Genomic DNA, 16,169 nt, shown 5'->3' on the forward strand with positions numbered 1-16,169 from the left:
GTTTTTTTCCGCGCGCATGGTCGCAGAAGCCCGGTGCAGACGCTAGATTGAGCGCTGAATAAATCGCATGGCCGGGAGGTTTCGATGACGGGAGAGCGCAGCGTCGCGCGGCTGTTCGCCGAGGAACCGCTGTCCTGGGGGCTACGGGGTGACCCCTATCTGTGGCGAGCGCTGGCCACGCATCTGGCCCACGCGCCCTGGCCGACCACGGCGCAGCAGTTGGAGGCCCTGGTCGTCCAGGCCTTCGAGCAACTGACAGGCAGGGCCTGGAGCTCGGCAGGGCATTTCTTCGTCGAGGCCTTTGCCCATGGCGGCATGTCCAGCGGCGGGATTTCCATGAGCTTCTGGCACGAGAGCGGCCTGCCTCTGTTGCGCGCCCGTTGGGCTCAAGCCTGATCAGACTTCGCTGGGTATCAGCATCAGCAGGTCGGTATCGCCAATATCCACCCCGGCCTGGGTCAGCAGGGTGCTGGCCTGGCCGCGGTGGTGGGTCTGGTGATTGAAGAAATGCACCAGCAGGCTATAGAAATTGCGCTCGCTGACCACGCCCCGGGTATTGGCATAGTGCAGGGCGCTGTCAAGGTCGGTGTCGTTCAGCGCCTGGCTGAAATCGAGGATCGACTGGTCCAGCCACTGACGCTGCTGCCAGAGCCCGCGGATGTCGGCAAACAGCAGGGTCTTGAGGTCCTGGGGGGTGGCCACCTGGTGCAGCGGCGCCAGGGCCGCAAACCGCGCCGGGTGCTGGGCAAAGCGCTTGAGCCAGATCGTGTCGCCGGCCAGCAAATGATTGAGGGTGCCGAGGATCGAGCCGAAAAACGCCTGTCGGTCCAGAGCCAGTTGCGCATCCGACAGGTTCATGGCGGCGCTGTACAGCTTGCCGTTCATCCACTGGTTGTAGCGGGCCATCAGGCACAGATGCTCGGTGCGGTTCATTGCGGTTCATTGCGGTTCCTTTCGGGAGTGAGGCGGGCGCACGGCAGCTTCGCAAGCCTCGGTGCCGCCATGCAAGAGGCGTCGCGAAAGCCTTGTACGCAGGCCGTTTGCAGGGCTGGGCAGCCATTAAAAAAACCGCCCCTTTGGCCCCGATAACATCGTTTCTCGGGGCTTGGGCTTTTCTCTATATTGGCCACCAGATCCAGCGCGGCAACAGGCCGCGCACCCTTAATGGTGAGCCGTCGCAATGAATAAAAAACCTGAACGCACAGGGCTGGAAAACCCCGGGACCGCTACCCGGGTGGTCTGGGGCGGAGAGCAGATCCGTCACCCCTACAACGCCACGCAAACACCGATTGTCGCCAGTGCCGCTTATGGCTACGACGATATCGACCAGTGGTACGACGTGGCCCTGGGCAAGGCCCCGGGCTTTATCTACAGCCGCATGAGCAACCCCACGGTGGAAACCCTGGAAGCCAAGTTGCGGGACCTGGAAAGTGCCGAATCGGCGGTGGCCTTCAGCAGCGGCATGGCGGCCATCAGCGGCGTGCTCTACAGCTTCCTGCGCCACGGCCAACGGGTGGTGTCGACCAAGGACAGCTACGGTGGCACCAACAAGATCTTCGAGGAATTCCTGCCGCGCATGGGCGTGGCCGTCACCCTGTGTGAAACCTTCGACCAGCAGCAGATCGAGGCCGAGATCGCCAAGGGCTGCGACCTGCTGTACCTGGAAACCCCGACCAACCCGACGCTGAAGATTGTCGATATCCAGCGTCTGGTCGCCGCGGCGAAACAGGTCGGCGCCCTGGTGGTGGCGGACAACACCTTCGCCACGCCGCTGAACCAGAACCCCCTGGCGCTGGGCGTGGATGTGGTGATCCACAGCGCCACCAAGTTCCTCAGTGGCCACGGCGATGTGCTGGGCGGCGTGGCCTGCGGCAGCGAGGCGCTGATGAGCCAGGTGCGTCACTACCGGGAAATCAACGGCGCCAGCCTCGATCCGTTCTCGGCCTACCTGATCATCCGCGGGATCAAGACCCTGGCCCTGCGCATGCGCCAGCAACAGCACAGCGCCGCGCAGCTGGCGCAGTTCCTGCTCAACGAGCCGCTGGTGGAGGCGGTGAACTACCCGGGCCTGCCCAGCCACCCGAATCACGCCGTGGCCTGTGCGCAGATGCGCGGTTTCGGCGCCATCGTCAGCTTCGTCCTGGTGGGCGGCATGGACAGCGTCAAGCTGCTGTTGCCGCGCCTGCGCTATGCCCACTGCGCCGGCAACCTGGGCGCGGTGGAAACCATCTACGGCCCGGCGCGCACCACCAGCCATGTCGAAAACACCCTGGAAGAGCGTCAGGCCCTGGGTATTTCCGAAGGGCTGGTGCGGATCTCGGTCGGCATCGAAGACACCGATGACCTGCTGGCAGACCTGCAGCAGGCCTTCGCCTGGCTGCGCCAATCCCTCAAGCAGCATGCGGCGCCCGGCGCCGTCCCTTCCCTGAATGCCCAGGCCGAGGCGGCCCACTGAAAAGAGCGCGCGACACCCCCACGGCAAGGCAGCCAGTGGGGCTTCATGAAGAGGAATAACAATAAAAACCTGGTGGCATCCGATTTGTTTTCTGCCCATTTCCACAGTTGCAGAAATTGAGACTTGCCCTGACAACTTTCATGAGAACCATCATGTCCCTACAAGAACAACAGACCGACTTGCGCGGCGGCTTCAAGCAAGAAATGCAGACCCGGCACATTGTCATGCTCGCCCTTGGCGGGGTGATCGGCACCGGGCTGTTCCTCACTTCCGGCTACACGGTGAACCAGGCCGGCCCGTTGGGCGCGGTGATCGCCTACATCATCGGCGCGCTGATGGTGTACCTGGTGATGATGTGCCTCGGCGAGCTGGCGGTGCAGATGCCCGAGACCGGCTCCTTCAGCACCTACGCCACCCGCTTTCTCGGCCCCGGTACCGGCTACACCGTGGCCTGGCTGTACTGGCTGACCTGGACCGTGGCCATCGGCTCGGAATTCACCGCCGCCGGAATCCTCATGGCCCGCTGGTTCCCCGAGACCCCGGTGTGGATCTGGAGCGCGCTGTTCGCCATGGTGGTGTTTTTGTCCAACGTGGTGTCGGTGCGGCTGTTCGCCGAGACCGAGTTCTGGCTGTCGCTGGTCAAGGTGGTCACCGTGCTGGTGTTTCTGGCAGTGGGCGGCGGCGCGATTCTCGGTCTTCTGCACATCGACCAGGCCCACAGCATCGGCCTGAGCAACTTCACCCGCGAGGGGCTGTTCCCCACCGGTTTCATGCCGATCGCCATGACCCTGCTGGCGGTGGCCTTCGCTTTCTCCGGCACCGAACTGATCGGCATCGCCGCCGGGGAAACCCGCGACCCGCAACGCAACGTGCCGCGGGCGATCCGCACCACGGTGCTGCGCCTGGCGATCTTCTTCGTCGGCACCATCTTCGTCCTCGCCACCCTGTTGCCGCGGGAGCAGGCCGGTTTGGTGGAAAGCCCGTTCGTCACGGTGTTCACCTACATCGGCATTCCGTACTCGGCCGACATCATGAACTTCGTGATCATCAGTGCGCTGCTGTCCGCCGCCAACTCCGGGCTGTACGCCGCCTCGCGGATGCTCTGGACCCTGAGCGACCAGGGGCACCTGCCCAAGCAGTTCTCGGTCCTGACCCGCATGGGCACGCCACTCAACGCGATCATCGTGAGCATGGCCGGTGGCGCCGCCTCCCTGCTCAGCAGCGTGTTCGCCCCGGACACCATCTACCTGGCCCTGGTGTCGATTTCCGGGCTGGCGGTGGTGGCGGTGTGGATGAGCATCGCCGCCAGCCAGATCGCCTTTCGCCGGCACTTCGTGGCCAACGGCGGTGATGTGCGCGACTTGAAGTTCCGTGTTCGTGGTTACCCCTGGGTGCCGCTGGCGGCGTTGTTCTGCTGCGCCCTGGCCTGTGTCGGCATCGGTTTCGACCCCGAGCAGCGCGTGGCCTTGTACTTCGGCGTGCCCTTCATCGCCTGGTGCTACTTCGTGTATTACATTACCCGCAGTAGCCGCCAGCGGCGCCTGTCCCTGGCACCCCTGGCACGGCCCTCCGATGCCCTGCGGGGTTGAGGGGTGTGCCCGGCGCCCAGGGTGTCCATGAGAGCCAGGCCATGAAGCAGAAAAGCTTGCCCCCGCTGAACTGGCTGCGCGCCTTCGAGGTGTCCGCCCGTTGCCTTAACTTCACCCACGCCGCCGAGGAACTGTTCCTCACCCAGGGCGCGGTGAGCCAACAGATCCGCCAGCTGGAAAGCCACCTCGGGGTGGCGCTGTTCAAGCGCCTGCCCCGGGGCCTGGACCTGACCGAGGAGGGCCGTTCCTACCTGCCGGTGGTACAGGACGCCATTACCCGGCTGGCGGTGGGCACCAACGAGATCTTCGGCCAGCACAAGCGCCGGCCGATCAAGGTACGCGGCAGCCTGGCGTTTTTCGTCCACTGGCTGGCGCCCAAGCTGGCGGATTTTCAGCACAGGCATCCGCTGGTGGATATCCGCTACATCAGCAATATCTGGGTCAAGGAACTGGACGGCGAGGACGACCTGGAAATTCGTTGGGGTCATGGCCACTGGCCGGGGCTGGTGGCCCAGCGCCTGACCTGGGACACGCTGTTCCCGGTATGCGCCCCGGCCTTGTTGGACAAGGCGCCGCTAGAGGTGCCGGCGGACCTGGCCCGGCACCCGCTGCTGCACGTGCTGGGCTACGAAGAGGGCTGGGGCTACTGGCTGCAGCGCGCGGGTGCCGAGCAGGTGGATTCGTCCCGGGGGATGCAGTTCGATACCCTGATTTCCACCTTGCGCATGGCCGAACTGGGCCTCGGCGTGGCCCTGGCCCGTTCCTCCATGGTCGACCAGATGCTCGCCGACGGGCGTTTGCTGGAGCCTTTTAGTCAGCGCATCGAAGCCAGCGAATCCTTTTACCTGGTGCGTGGCGCCGGGGCCGATCCACACCCCGATGCGCTGGAATTTTCCACCTGGCTGGTGGAACAGGCCCATCTCCATAAATGACTGGCCGGAGCCAAGCATGCGTTATGTGAGTACCCGCAGTACCACCGAGCAGGTGGATTTCGAAAGCGTGGTGTTGTCTGGCGTGGCCGCCGATGGCGGGCTGTACGTGCCTGCCGAGCTGCCACGTTTCAGCCCCCAGGAGATCGCCAATTGGTCGACCCTGGATTACCCCGAACTGGCCTTCCGGGTGCTCAGCCCCTTTGTCGGCGAGTGCCTGCCCGAGGCGGACTTCAAGGCCTTGCTCAGCCGTGCCTACAGCGGCTTTGGTCACCGCGCGGTGGCGCCCCTGCGGCAGATCGACCGCAATGAATGGGTGCTGGAACTGTTCCATGGGCCCACGGGCTCGGCCAAGGATTTTGCCGCGCGGTTGCAGGCGCAACTGGTGGGCTATTTCCTCCAGCGCCGGCAGCGTCACGGGGTGCTGGTGGGGGCCAGCAACGGCGATACCGCGCTGGCGGCCATCGACGCCTTCAAGGACTGCCCGCAGACCCAGGTGCTGGTGTTCTATCCGCAGCACGGGGTGCCCGAGCAGCAAGGGCAGCAGTTGCAGGCGGCACACAACCCCCGGCTGTGGCGCTTTGCCGTGGAAGGCAGCTTCGACGACTGCCAGACCCTGGTGGCTCGCCTGCTGCGCCAGTGGCCCTTGGCCGAGCGCGAGGTGATCGGCTTCAACTCCAGCAACTGGGTCGGGGTCATGGCCCAGCTGGTGCTGTATTTCCATGCCGTGCTGCAACTGGGGGGCGGCCAGCGGCCCATCGGTTTCAGCGTTCCGGCGGCGAGCTTCGCCGAAGTCTATGCCGGCTATATCGTGCAGAAGATGGGCCTGCCCATCACCCAGATGATTGTCGCCACTAACCGCAACGACGCCCTGCACCAGCTTTTCCTGAAGAACCGCTATTGCCGCGCCGAGGCCAGCCAGAGCCTGTCGCCGGCCATGGACCTGTCGCTGTTCGCCAACCTGGAGCGCTTTGTCTGGGAACTGTATGGCCAGGACCCGCACGCGGTGGCGGGCCTGATGCAGCGCTTTGAAGGCAGCGGCGAGATGAGCCTGGGCAACGAGTTCTGGTTGCAGGCGCGGATGATCATCGACTCCTACTCGGTCAGCGATGAAGAGACCGGCAAGGAGATCAGCAGCCTCTATCGGGACACCGGCTACATCATCGACCCCCATGCCGCCATCGGCGTCCTGGCGGCGCGCCTGTACCGGCGCAGCCTGGTGGCGCCCATGGTCACCCTGGGGGAGATCGCGCCGGCCAAGTCGGCGCGGCTCCTGGCTTCCCTGGGTATTCCCGGAGTGGTCCCACAGCCGCTCGCGGCGCCTTCCACGGCGCAGTGGCAAGCACTGGCAGCGGATGATTTTGCCGCCGTACTGCACTGCCTGAAGGCACTGTGATGGGCACCGCGAAGGAGGCTTCATGAAGCGGATCCTGGATCCACTGGACGAACGCATCATGGCCGAGCTGACCCGCAATGCCCGGGCGGCTCATGCCGAGCTGGCGGCCAAGGTCAACCTGTCGCGCAACGCGGTGCGCCAGCGCATCGAACGCCTGGAGCGCGACGGTGCGATCCAGGGCTACACCATCCGCGTGGGCGAGGGGCGTGGGGCGGATACCCGGATCAATGCGCTGATCTTCGTCTACCGCTACGACCGCATGCGCGGCGCCGAGGTGCTGCAAGCCTTGCGTGCCATGCCGGAGATCGTCCAGTGCGAAGTGCTCAGCGGCGAGTTCGATGTGCTGGTGCGGGTCAGCGCCGCCACGGCGGAGCGGGTGCACCGGGTGTGGAATGACATCGCTGCCTTGCCCGGGGTGGAAAACACCGTGACTTCCTTTGTCTTGTCCTCCGTGAGCTAGGCGCAGCCCTGCGCGTAAAAAAGCCAACGCAAGTTGGCTTTTTTTATGCCCGTTCACCTGCCTCCCGGGCTGGGCAAAATGCTCAGCAAATACAGCAAAACGGCATATTTCACTGCCCGGGTCCGAACCCTAACCTTGTGTCCATCAGCTTCTCAACCGGAATGGAACACAACAAAAATGACTGAATACAATATCGCCCTGGTGGGCTTCGGTGGGGTCAACCGGGCCCTGGCGCAGTTGATTGCCGAGCGCAATCAGGCGTGGAAAAAACAGTTGGGTTTCAGCTTGAAGATCGTTGGCATCAGCGATCTGTTCCTGGGCTCCATCGTCGCTCCCCAGGGGCTGGATGCCGGTCTGCTGAGCAAGGTGCCGGCAACCAGAGGCGCGTTGGCGCAACTGCCGGGCGGCCAGGTGGAGGCACTCAATGAGCAGGTGATCAAGGACTCCGGCGCTCACATCATGGCCGAGGCCACTTTCACCAACCCGGTGGACGGCGAACCAGCCAGTACCTTCTGTCGTTGGGCCCTGGAGCAGGGCAAGCATGTGGTAACCACCAACAAGGGCCCCATTGCCCTGCACGGCGCCGAACTCAAGGCACTGGCCCAGCGCAATCTGGCGGCCTTCGAATATGAAGGGGCGGTGATGAGCGGCACCCCGGTGATCCGCATGGCCAAGCAGTCCCTGGCCGGCAGTGGGCTGCTGGGGTTCGAAGGCATCCTCAATGGCACGTCCAACTTTGTGCTGACCCGCATGGAAGCCGGCCTGGGCTTTGCCGAAGCGGTGGCCGAGGCCCAGGCCCTGGGTTACGCCGAGGCCGATCCGAGCGCGGATGTCGAAGGCTTCGATGTGCGCCTGAAGGTGGTGATCCTGGCCAACGAACTCTTGGGTGCGCAGTTGACGGTCAATGACGTCGCCTGCCGCGGGATCTCCGGCCTGACGGCCCAAGACCTGGCCCAGGCCCGTGCCGAGGGTATGTGCTGGAAGCTGATCGGTTCGGCCCGGCGCCTGGCCGACGGCGCCCTGGAGGCCAGTGTCGAGCCGCGCCTGTTGCCGCTGGAGCATCCGCTGGCAGGTATCTCCGGGGCGATCAATGCACTGTCGTTCAACACCGAGCTGTTGGGGGCGGTGACGGTTTCCGGGCCGGGCGCTGGGCGCATCGAGACGGCCTTTGCCTTGCTCTCGGACATCATCCACATCCACCAATCGCGCTCGGCCCGCTAGGAGAATGCCCATGAATCTGTCTCGCCTGGTGCCTCTGGCCGACTCGATTGAAGTGCGCAGCCCCTTTGATGGACGGGTCATCGGCAGCGTGCCGCGCACCGATGCCAGCGCCGTGCCCTACCTGTTGCAGCAGGCCCGCGAGGGCGTGCGGACTTGCGCTGCCCTGCCGCGTTTCCAGCGGGCGCGGATTCTTGAGCAGGCGGCCCTGAAGATTGAACGTGACGCCGAGCACTTCGCCCGGTTGATCGTCGATGAAGCGGGCAAGACCCTGAAACAGGCGCAGAAGGAGGTCAAGCGCTGCGTCAATACCCTCAAGCTGTCGGCCGAAGAGGCCAAGCGCAATGCCGGTGAGGTGCTGCCCTTCGACGCTTACGAAGGCTCGGAAAACCGCCAGGGCTGGTTCTCTCGCGAGCCCCTGGGGCTGATCCTGGCGATCACGCCTTACAACGATCCGTTGAACCTGGTGGCGCACAAGCTTGGCCCGGCGATTGCCGGGGGCAACGGGGTGATTCTCAAGCCCTCGGAGCTGGCGCCGCTGTCGGCGATCAAGCTGGTGGAATACCTGCGCGATGCCGGCCTGCCAGAGTCGGTGGTGACCCTGGCCACCGGCGGCGCGGATTTGGGCAAGGCCCTGGTGGAAGCCCGCGAGGTGCGCATGGTGTCGTTCACCGGCGGCTTCGTCACCGGCGAGCAGATTGCCCGCAGCGCCGGTTTGAAGAAGCTGGCCATGGACCTGGGAGGCAATGCGCCGGTGATCGTGATGGCCGACTGCGACCTGGCGGCGACGGTGGAAAGCTGCGTGTCCGGAGCCTTCTGGGCGGCGGGGCAGAACTGCATCGGCACCCAGCGCCTGCTGGTCCAGGCCTCGATCTATGAGGCATTTCGCGAGGCTTTTGTCCGCCTTGCCCGTACTCAGGTCAGTGGCGACCCGCTGGCCAGCAGCACGGACATCGGGCCGATGATCAGCCAGCAGGCGGCACAGCGCGCCCAGGCCATGGTGGACGAAGCCCTGCAGCAAGGCGCGCGGCTGCTGTGCGGGCACCAGCGCCAGGGTTCCTGCTACGCCGCCACGGTGCTGGAGAACGTCGATCACCGCAGTCGCCTGTGGCGCGATGAGGTGTTCGCCCCGGTGGTGGTGTTGCAGCCGTTCGACGACCTGGACCAGGCCATCGCCCTGGCCAACCAGCCGGAGTACAGCCTGCATGCGGGGATCTTCACCAACGACCTGCGTATCGCCATGGACGCCGCGCGGCGTATCGAGGCGGGCGGGGTGATGATCAACGACTCTTCCGACTACCGTTTCGATGCCATGCCCTTTGGCGGCTTCAAGTACGGCAGCCTGGGGCGCGAAGGAGTGCGTTTTGCCTATGAGGAAATGACCCAGCCCAAGGTGGTGTGCTTGAACCGCCTGGGCTGAGGGACATAGCGCTAACACGACAGGTCGTCGGGCACCGGGCAGGTTTGGTCACCTGCCCGGTGTTTTTTTGCCGGCGACGCGGGGCGATGAATCGATCGCGATACGGGCAATGGTAGAGTTCGCCGCTTCAGGATGAACGATGCAGGAAGCGGGTCAATGATCAAGGTGTGGTTGCAACAAGGGCGCGGCCTGTGGCTGGCGCTGTTTCTCGGGCTGCTGCCGGCGCTGGTGCACGCCGAGGAGGCGCCGCCGGGGCTGGTGAATGTGCCCCTGGATCGGCGAGTGATCGACCTGACCGCGACCTTGGACAGCGTCACTCAAGAGCGGATGGTGCACAAGCTGGAGGCCCTGGAGCAGCGCCGCGGCGCGCAGATCGCGGTGATGCTGGTGCCCCACCTGGGCCAGCAGAGCATCGAGGCCCTGGGCAACCAGCTGTTTCGCGCCTGGAAGCTGGGGCGCAAGGGTGCCGACGACGGCATCCTGCTGTTGGTAGCGAAGAACGATCGCAAGGTGCGGATCGAGGTCGGCTATGGCCTGGAGCCGGTGGTCACCGATCTGCTGGCCGGGCAGATCATCGCCCGGGACCTGGTCCCGGCCTTTCGTCAGGGCGACTTTGCCGGCGGTATCGACCGTGCCCTGGACGACCTGATCCTGCTGGTGGACGGGGACTTGCTGCCCGAGCCTGCGGGGCTGCCGGAACCGGTGGAGCGGGCGGTGCCGCTCGAAGCCTATGCCTTGCTGCTGGCGTTCGTTTTCGGCTCGGTGGCGGGGGTGATGCTGGCTGCCGGCTGGAACTGGCGTCGGGTGCTGGGTGGCGCAGTGGTGCTGATGGCGGTGCTGGTGGGAGCCGTGGGCGGCCAGGAGTGGCTGGCGCAGCTATTCGTGGTGCCGCTGTGCATGTTGATCGGCGGTGCGACCTTCGCCGGGCTGTGGCAGGCGCGAGGGGTGTTCTACGGGGTGCTGGGGCTGCTGCTGTACATCGGCCTGCTGACCCTGCTCAGCCAGTATCTGGGCAGTCTGACGTTCCTCTACGGCCTGGCCTGGCCGGCGGGGGTGCTGCTGGTACTGGGCGGCCATTGGCTGCTGTACTGGATGATGCGCAACAGCTGGCGCAGGAGCCCTCGGGGCTTTTTGTGGCGCTTTGCCGTGCTGCTCACGCTGGTCCTGCTGATGGGCCTGGGCGTGGATGCCTGGCAGGCGGCCCAGCGTTGGCTGACGGTCGTGCCGTTCGCCTATTTCCTGAGTTTCATACTGTTTGCCGGCGGCATTGGCCTTCGCTGGAGCAGCGGCGGTGGCAGCAGCGGTGGTGGCCACTCAAGCGCGGGGGGCGGTTTCTCCGGGGGCGGCGGTTCCAGTGGCGGTGGCGGGGCGTCGGGCAGTTGGTGATGGCGCAGGGGAGGACGACCGGAATTTCGCCAGTCCGTCCGGATCGATCAGTGAGGTTGTTGCCGGGGGGAGCGTGATCGGCGGGGGGGAGGCGGTTCCTTGGGCTTGGCCCTGAGCCGTTTCCAGGAAGCCTCGCCCGTGAAAGTCCTGTCGTCCCGCAGAGACGCCAAGAATCACTACCGTGACGGCCAGATCGCCAAGCGTCGCGGGCACATCTATGTGATTGGCAAATCCTGCCCGCGCTTCAAGGCCCGCCAGGGTGGGGCGAAGAACAGAAACAAGGGTGAGTGCCGCGATAGGCCGGGAGGGGCAGGGCGATGTACGAACCACCGCCGTCGACAGCGCCCCGGGCCCGGTGCGCAAGGCGTCGCCCGTGGGGTGCGGGGCATTGTTTCCCCGAGGCCGGCCCGGTAGAAAGGCGCAACGCATTCAGAAAACAGATATCAACATGAGCGACATCGAGAAATCCACTAGCCGCCTGTTCGACCTCGACCTGCTGCGAGCCATCGTCACGGTGGCCGATTGCGGTAGCTTCACCACCGCGGCCACGCGCCTGCACTCCACCCAGTCCACCGTCAGCCAGAAGATCCGCCGCCTGGAAGAGATGGCCGGGCATCGCTTGCTCGAGCGCGGCAACCGCGACGTGCTGCCCACCGATGCCGGCGAGACGTTGCTGGGTTATGCCCGGCGCCTGCTGGCGCTGAACGACGAAATGCTCGAGGCGCTGTCCGGGGCCACGGTGGCGCTGACGGTGCGCATCGGCGTGCCGGATGACTTCGCCACCGGTCGTACCACCGAACAGCTGGCGGCCTTCAACCGACGCTATCCGCAGGTCAAGCTGGAGGTCACCAGCGGCATGAGCCGTGACTTGAGCGCCAGTTACGACCGTGGCGAACTCGACCTGGTGCTGCTCAAGCAACGCCAGAACAGCCGCGAGGCACAAGCCTGCTGGCCGGAAAAGACCCGTTGGGTGGACAGCGCCAGGAACCCCTGCATCGACCTGGACCCGTTGCCCATCGTGACTTTCCCGCCCAGGGGGGTGTACCGCGATGAAATGATCAGCGCCCTGGAAGGCATCGGCCGGCGCTGGCATATCAGTTTCACCAGCTCCAGCCTCAGTGGCCTGCAATCGGCCATCGCCGATGGCATGGGCATCGGCCTGCTGCCGCTGCGGGCGGTGACGGCGGAGCACCAGGTGCTGGCCAAGGCCAGCGGACTGCCGGCGGTGGATGTGTTCGAGGTGGCATTGCTGCACCGCCCGGCGGCCGATCCCATGGTCAGGGAGCTGGCGCGGGTGCTGTCCCGGGTGCTGGCCCAGGACACGCGCGGATGAGCTTGTTGGGTATTCGATAAATGAATGTCACCTATTTCGGTATTTAATTTGTGCATGAAGAGGCGGCTGGATATCGTGGTGCCCATGGCGGCCCACGCCACGCCGTTGGCGTACCGGGCCCAGGCTTTGTTCACCCTGCCTGCCGTGACGGGCGGGGCAGCAAAACAACAATGAGGAGAGTCTCCATGTCCAAGTCCAGTTACTACGCGCCGCATGGCGGGCACCCGGCCCAGACCGAGCTGCTCACCGACCGTGCGATGTTCACCGAAGCCTACGCGGTGATCCCCAAGGGCGTAATGCGCGATATCGTCACCAGCCACTTGCCCCATTGGGACAACATGCGCATGTGGGTCATCGCCCGCCCGCTGTCGGGTTTCGCTGAAACCTTCTCCCAGTACATCGTCGAAGTCGGCCCCAATGGTGGCAGCGACAAGCCCGAGCAGGACCCCAACGCCGAGGCGGTGCTGTTCGTCGTCGAGGGTGAGGTGAACCTGACCCTGAAAGGCCAGCAGCATGTGCTCACGCCAGGAGGCTATGCCTTCATTCCGCCGGCCGCCGACTGGAAGCTGCGCAACACCAGCGGCACCGAAGCGCGCTTCCACTGGATTCGCAAGCATTACCAGAAGGTCGATGGCGTGCCGTACCCGGAGGCTTTCGTCACCAACGAGCAAGACATCGAGCCTCGGGTGATGCCCGACACCGAAGGTCGCTGGAGTACCACCCGCTTCGTCGACATCAGCGACATGCGCCATGACATGCACGTCAATATCGTCAACTTCGAGCCGGGCGGCGTGATTCCGTTCGCCGAGACCCATGTCATGGAACACGGTCTCTATGTGCTGGAAGGCAAGGCGGTGTATCGCCTGAACCAGGATTGGGTCGAGGTCGAGGCCGGTGACTTCATGTGGTTGCGTGCGTTCTGCCCGCAAGCCTGCTACTCCGGCGGCCCGGGTCGCTTCCGCTACCTGCTGTACAAGGATGTGAACCGCCAGATGCGCCTGACCCTGAACGCGCCGCATTGATGCGCAGGGCCAGGGCAGCGAGCGGCTGCTGCCCTGGCTGCCCTGGCTTGGTACCGGACCGGCGAGCGATCGCCGGTTTTCTTTTGCCCCGGCAAAAGCGCTTCACCGGCGGGGCCGCATCGCCTGGCCGCGGATGCCGACGCCAGAGTGGCGGGCGCCAGCAGTACCGGAGTATTGGGCGCGACAGTGTGTCGCACTGGCGGGATGCACGAGCCTGGTCTTTGCTGGGTCGGGCCCGGCACGGTGCCGGGCGGTCCACTTCACGTCATGTGGGGCAGGTGTCCTGCCCCTGGTAGGGGGCGTTCAACTACGCAAAAGGACACGGACCGTTATCGATGTCTCGACCAAGGAGGTCATGTTGAAAATGAAATTTCTGGCGGCTTCGCTGCTGCTCTGGATGTTCTCGATGACCGCGCAAGCGGGTTGCGCAGTATTGGGGCCTTGGGATGATCCGTGCTCGAAAGCCGTGCTCGGGCCGACTCCTACATTGTGCGAATGCCCATGACTGAATCGCGCTCCGACCAGGACGATGGAATCTTGTGTGACTGACCAGGAGGTCTTGAATGAAGAAAATGTTGTTGGCGGTATTGCTGCTATGCGGTTTCTCCCTGACTGCCCAAGCTTCGTGCCCGGTGTTCGGTCCGTCCAAGGATCCCTGCAGCGGCCCGGTATGGGGTCCGTCTACCTGCGAGTGCCCATGAGGTAACTTGCCTGGCGGGTCCGGCCGGTGCCGGGCCCGCACGCTGGGAAGACTGTCGTGGGTTGCGAGAGATCCTGGCCGAGGGCGGTTGCTGGAAGGCCACCCGGCATTCAGCGACAATAGCGCCCTTCGATTTTCCCCGCCAAAGCAAGGAGCAACCCGGTGAGAGCTGTTTATAGCGCGGCCTATGTCGACCAGTTGATCGACAGCCGCAGCTACGAGGCCATGGCCATGCTCGGTGCGCATATGGAGGCGGCCGCACCTGCTCCCGACCAGCCGGACCTGGGTCTGCCGCCGGTGCTGTTCGTCTATCTGGAAGCCCTGACCTGGTTCGCCCAGTCGGTTCGTTCCGGCGCCCGGACCTATTTCGAAGCGACCCCCCATGCTCGGCAGCAAGCGATGCGTGCCGGCCTGCTGGAGCTGGGTTGCGATCGCTGGCTGGAGCGCTATGTCTTTGGCATGGACCACTGGACCGACGAGGCTTCGATGGCGGAGCTGGATCGGTGGATCGATGCATCCGAGCCGGAGCAGGCGTCCTGGCTGTTGCAGTTGCTGGACAGCCAGCGTGATCGGCTCAAGCAGCTGCTGTGCAGCACCGCACACCTCCCATTGAGTAAGCCAGGTGCGTAAAGCCGATCGCCTGTTCCAACTGGTCAACCTGATCCGGGTTCACCAACCCATCTCTGCGCAACGCCTGGCCAGCCGAATTGGCGTTTCGGTGCGCTCCATCTATCGATATATCGATGACCTGTCCTTCAGCGGGATCCCGATCTATGGGACCGCGGGCCTGGGCTACGCCCTGGATGCCGATTACCAGATGCCGCCATTGACGCTGAACCGGCTCGAACTGGATGCCTTGATGCTGGGGATGGAAATGCTCTCGGCTACGGCGGATAAGGATCTGAGCGCAGCCGCCAGGTCATTGTTGAGCAAGGTCTCGGCGTCCATGGCCAAGCAGTGCCTGGATCCCCATACGGCAAAAATTCGCGCCTTGGGAAAGACGTCCGATACCACGCGTGCCCACTTGGCGATCCTGAGGAGCGCCATCGAGCAAGCCCGGGCCCTGGAGATCGGCTATACCCGGCTGGACGGTGAAGTTTCCCGGCGGGTCATCGTGCCTCTTGGCCTGTTTTACTGGGGAGGGAAGTGGACTGTCGGCAGTTGGTGCTCCACCAGGGCCGACTATCGAGATTTCCGCGTCGATCGCATCACGTCCATCACCCATGCCCAGCATGCGCCGGCTATTCCCCTAGGCCTTGATCTGCAGGTCTACATGAAGCACCAGGCCAGCCAATGGCGCGATCAACGGCACTGACAATACGTTGTCAGTAGGGGGCGTTGATCATGGGATCTCCTGAAACCAAGAGGGTATTCCCATGTTGAACTCATTCCACGTACTGGAGCTGGCCATTTTCAAGGTCAGGGAAACGTGCATCGCACAGGTGCCGGCACTGCGGTCGGGGCTTTGCGAAACGCTGAAGGCTTTTCCCGGCTTGATCGAGTACCACGGCTACTGCCCCATGGGGGACGACCGGACTTTCGTGGACCTGGCGCTGTGGGACAGTTTGGAAAACGCCCAGCGGGTGGCCAAGGCCTTCAATGAGGGAGATCCGAGATTCTCCGAGTACATGCATGCCATCGAGGACCTGACGTTCATGAGCCATTTCGTGCCGCAGAAGGACTGACTGGCCACCAAGCGGCTGGAGCGGTCTCCAGCCGCTGCAAGTGTTCCCCGGATACCGAGACCGTTAGAGCAAGGCAGCAAGACGGGTATTTGGCTAGGCTACGGTTTTTTCAGGGAGGGTCTTGCGGCTGATCGGTCCGTGGCAGTTGTAGTGGTTACAAGGGTTTGGAATACGGCATGTATTTTACGCCGCGCCTGAAACCTCGTATGAAGCGCTGCACTCAACCTTTCCACTTGGCGTTCATTCGCTTGTTTATGGCCCTGGACCGAATTGTTCTTGCATCAATACTGCGGAATATCCGTATCCGTTCAACCCAGCGCGCTGGCATATGAATAATCGAGACCACCGCCATCTGGTGGTTTTTATGCCTGGAGAAACACAATGCCACTCACAGAGCTGCAACTGCTGCAGATCCTTCCAAGCGCCCGCCCCGTTGCGGGCGTTTTTGTTCCTGCACTCAACGCGACTATGAATAGGTACGCGATCATCACTCGCTTGCGAATGGCGGCGTTCCTTGCGCAGGTCGGTTATGAGTCGGGACAGCTGCGCAGCCTGGTCGAGAACCTGAACTACAGC

16 protein-coding genes and 2 pseudogenes are annotated in these 16,169 nt (G+C 64.1%); 17 read left to right on the forward strand and 1 reads right to left on the reverse strand.

What is annotated here, in order from left to right:
* Nucleotides 1-84: 84 nt before the first annotated feature.
* Nucleotides 85-396 carry a hypothetical protein gene (locus H7A76_RS31045; RefSeq protein ID WP_185702052.1) on the forward strand — a complete coding sequence of 104 codons (312 nt, stop codon included), beginning with the start codon at nucleotides 85-87 and terminating at the stop codon, nucleotides 394-396.
* Here H7A76_RS31045 and H7A76_RS31050 read toward each other — a convergent pair whose 3' ends face one another.
* On the reverse strand, nucleotides 397-933 hold the full coding sequence (locus H7A76_RS31050; protein ID WP_185702053.1) for a DinB family protein: 537 nt from the start codon (nucleotides 931-933) through the stop codon (nucleotides 397-399).
* A 247-nt stretch (nucleotides 934-1,180) separates the two neighbouring features.
* Here H7A76_RS31050 and H7A76_RS31055 point away from each other — a divergent pair, with 247 nt between their 5' ends.
* The 16 genes and pseudogenes from H7A76_RS31055 to H7A76_RS31130 all read left to right on the forward strand — a co-directional run.
* Nucleotides 1,181-2,455, forward strand: coding sequence for a cystathionine gamma-synthase family protein (locus tag H7A76_RS31055; protein ID WP_185702054.1), 1,275 nt, complete (start codon nucleotides 1,181-1,183; stop codon nucleotides 2,453-2,455).
* A gap of 152 nt (nucleotides 2,456-2,607) precedes the next feature.
* Nucleotides 2,608-4,044 carry an amino acid permease gene (locus tag H7A76_RS31060; protein ID WP_185702055.1) on the forward strand — a complete coding sequence of 479 codons (1,437 nt, stop codon included), beginning with the start codon at nucleotides 2,608-2,610 and terminating at the stop codon, nucleotides 4,042-4,044.
* Nucleotides 4,045-4,085: 41 nt separating this feature from the next.
* Nucleotides 4,086-4,976 carry a LysR substrate-binding domain-containing protein gene (locus H7A76_RS31065; RefSeq protein WP_185702056.1) on the forward strand — a complete coding sequence of 297 codons (891 nt, stop codon included), beginning with the start codon at nucleotides 4,086-4,088 and terminating at the stop codon, nucleotides 4,974-4,976.
* A gap of 16 nt (nucleotides 4,977-4,992) precedes the next feature.
* Nucleotides 4,993-6,369: a threonine synthase gene (gene thrC / locus H7A76_RS31070; protein ID WP_185702057.1), complete on the forward strand. Its 1,377-nt coding sequence runs from the start codon at nucleotides 4,993-4,995 to the stop codon at nucleotides 6,367-6,369.
* Nucleotides 6,370-6,391: 22 nt separating this feature from the next.
* On the forward strand, nucleotides 6,392-6,829 hold the full coding sequence (locus H7A76_RS31075; protein ID WP_185702058.1) for an Lrp/AsnC family transcriptional regulator: 438 nt from the start codon (nucleotides 6,392-6,394) through the stop codon (nucleotides 6,827-6,829).
* Between the two features lie 177 nt (nucleotides 6,830-7,006).
* Entirely contained in the window at nucleotides 7,007-8,050 is a 1,044-nt protein-coding gene (locus tag H7A76_RS31080) for a homoserine dehydrogenase (RefSeq protein WP_185702059.1), read from the forward strand.
* A gap of 10 nt (nucleotides 8,051-8,060) precedes the next feature.
* The gene (locus H7A76_RS31085) at nucleotides 8,061-9,467 is read left to right on the forward strand and encodes an aldehyde dehydrogenase family protein (protein ID WP_185702060.1); all 1,407 of its coding nucleotides are present in this window, start codon (nucleotides 8,061-8,063) and stop codon (nucleotides 9,465-9,467) included.
* A 156-nt stretch (nucleotides 9,468-9,623) separates the two neighbouring features.
* On the forward strand, nucleotides 9,624-10,853 hold the full coding sequence (locus H7A76_RS31090; protein ID WP_185702061.1) for a TPM domain-containing protein: 1,230 nt from the start codon (nucleotides 9,624-9,626) through the stop codon (nucleotides 10,851-10,853).
* Nucleotides 10,854-10,991: 138 nt separating this feature from the next.
* A pseudogene (locus tag H7A76_RS32575) lies at nucleotides 10,992-11,138 on the forward strand (ribosomal protein bL36); the annotation flags it as partial.
* A gap of 163 nt (nucleotides 11,139-11,301) precedes the next feature.
* Nucleotides 11,302-12,186 (forward strand): LysR family transcriptional regulator, encoded by an 885-nt coding sequence (locus tag H7A76_RS31100; RefSeq protein WP_185702063.1) that lies wholly within the window; start codon nucleotides 11,302-11,304, stop codon nucleotides 12,184-12,186.
* Nucleotides 12,187-12,371: 185 nt separating this feature from the next.
* Entirely contained in the window at nucleotides 12,372-13,208 is an 837-nt protein-coding gene (locus tag H7A76_RS31105; protein WP_185702064.1) for a bifunctional allantoicase/(S)-ureidoglycine aminohydrolase, read from the forward strand.
* A 358-nt stretch (nucleotides 13,209-13,566) separates the two neighbouring features.
* On the forward strand, nucleotides 13,567-13,713 hold the full coding sequence (locus tag H7A76_RS31110; RefSeq protein ID WP_124421344.1) for a hypothetical protein: 147 nt from the start codon (nucleotides 13,567-13,569) through the stop codon (nucleotides 13,711-13,713).
* Between the two features lie 357 nt (nucleotides 13,714-14,070).
* Nucleotides 14,071-14,538, forward strand: coding sequence for a hypothetical protein (locus H7A76_RS31115; RefSeq protein ID WP_185702065.1), 468 nt, complete (start codon nucleotides 14,071-14,073; stop codon nucleotides 14,536-14,538).
* The gene (locus tag H7A76_RS31120; protein ID WP_312026277.1) at nucleotides 14,531-15,223 is read left to right on the forward strand and encodes a YafY family protein; all 693 of its coding nucleotides are present in this window, start codon (nucleotides 14,531-14,533) and stop codon (nucleotides 15,221-15,223) included. The genes H7A76_RS31115 and H7A76_RS31120 overlap by 8 nt, the downstream gene beginning before the upstream one ends.
* 61 nt (nucleotides 15,224-15,284) lie before the next feature.
* Entirely contained in the window at nucleotides 15,285-15,593 is a 309-nt protein-coding gene (locus H7A76_RS31125) for a hypothetical protein (RefSeq protein WP_185702066.1), read from the forward strand.
* A 381-nt stretch (nucleotides 15,594-15,974) separates the two neighbouring features.
* A pseudogene (locus tag H7A76_RS31130) lies at nucleotides 15,975-16,169 on the forward strand (glycoside hydrolase family 19 protein); the annotation flags it as partial.

The sequence above is a fragment of the Pseudomonas sp. MSSRFD41 genome (assembly GCF_014230245.1).
Classification (GTDB): Bacteria; Pseudomonadota; Gammaproteobacteria; order Pseudomonadales; family Pseudomonadaceae; genus Aquipseudomonas; species Aquipseudomonas piscis.

Excerpts from the sequence above, each read along its gene's own strand:
- H7A76_RS31075 (WP_185702058.1), top strand. The coding sequence starts at position 6,392 with ATGAAGCGGATCCTGGATCCACTGGACGAACGCATCATGGCCGAGCTG.
- H7A76_RS31100 (WP_185702063.1), top strand. The coding sequence starts at position 11,302 with ATGAGCGACATCGAGAAATCCACTAGCCGCCTGTTCGACCTCGACCTG.
- H7A76_RS31055 (WP_185702054.1), top strand. The coding sequence starts at position 1,181 with ATGAATAAAAAACCTGAACGCACAGGGCTGGAAAACCCCGGGACCGCT.
- H7A76_RS31060 (WP_185702055.1), top strand. The coding sequence starts at position 2,608 with ATGTCCCTACAAGAACAACAGACCGACTTGCGCGGCGGCTTCAAGCAA.
- H7A76_RS31090 (WP_185702061.1), top strand. The coding sequence starts at position 9,624 with ATGATCAAGGTGTGGTTGCAACAAGGGCGCGGCCTGTGGCTGGCGCTG.
- H7A76_RS31125 (WP_185702066.1), top strand. The coding sequence starts at position 15,285 with ATGTTGAACTCATTCCACGTACTGGAGCTGGCCATTTTCAAGGTCAGG.
- H7A76_RS31050 (WP_185702053.1), bottom strand. The coding sequence starts at position 933 with ATGAACCGCACCGAGCATCTGTGCCTGATGGCCCGCTACAACCAGTGG.
- thrC (WP_185702057.1), top strand. The coding sequence starts at position 4,993 with ATGCGTTATGTGAGTACCCGCAGTACCACCGAGCAGGTGGATTTCGAA.
- H7A76_RS31045 (WP_185702052.1), top strand. The coding sequence starts at position 85 with ATGACGGGAGAGCGCAGCGTCGCGCGGCTGTTCGCCGAGGAACCGCTG.
- H7A76_RS31085 (WP_185702060.1), top strand. The coding sequence starts at position 8,061 with ATGAATCTGTCTCGCCTGGTGCCTCTGGCCGACTCGATTGAAGTGCGC.
- H7A76_RS31065 (WP_185702056.1), top strand. The coding sequence starts at position 4,086 with ATGAAGCAGAAAAGCTTGCCCCCGCTGAACTGGCTGCGCGCCTTCGAG.
- H7A76_RS31080 (WP_185702059.1), top strand. The coding sequence starts at position 7,007 with ATGACTGAATACAATATCGCCCTGGTGGGCTTCGGTGGGGTCAACCGG.
- H7A76_RS31105 (WP_185702064.1), top strand. The coding sequence starts at position 12,372 with ATGTCCAAGTCCAGTTACTACGCGCCGCATGGCGGGCACCCGGCCCAG.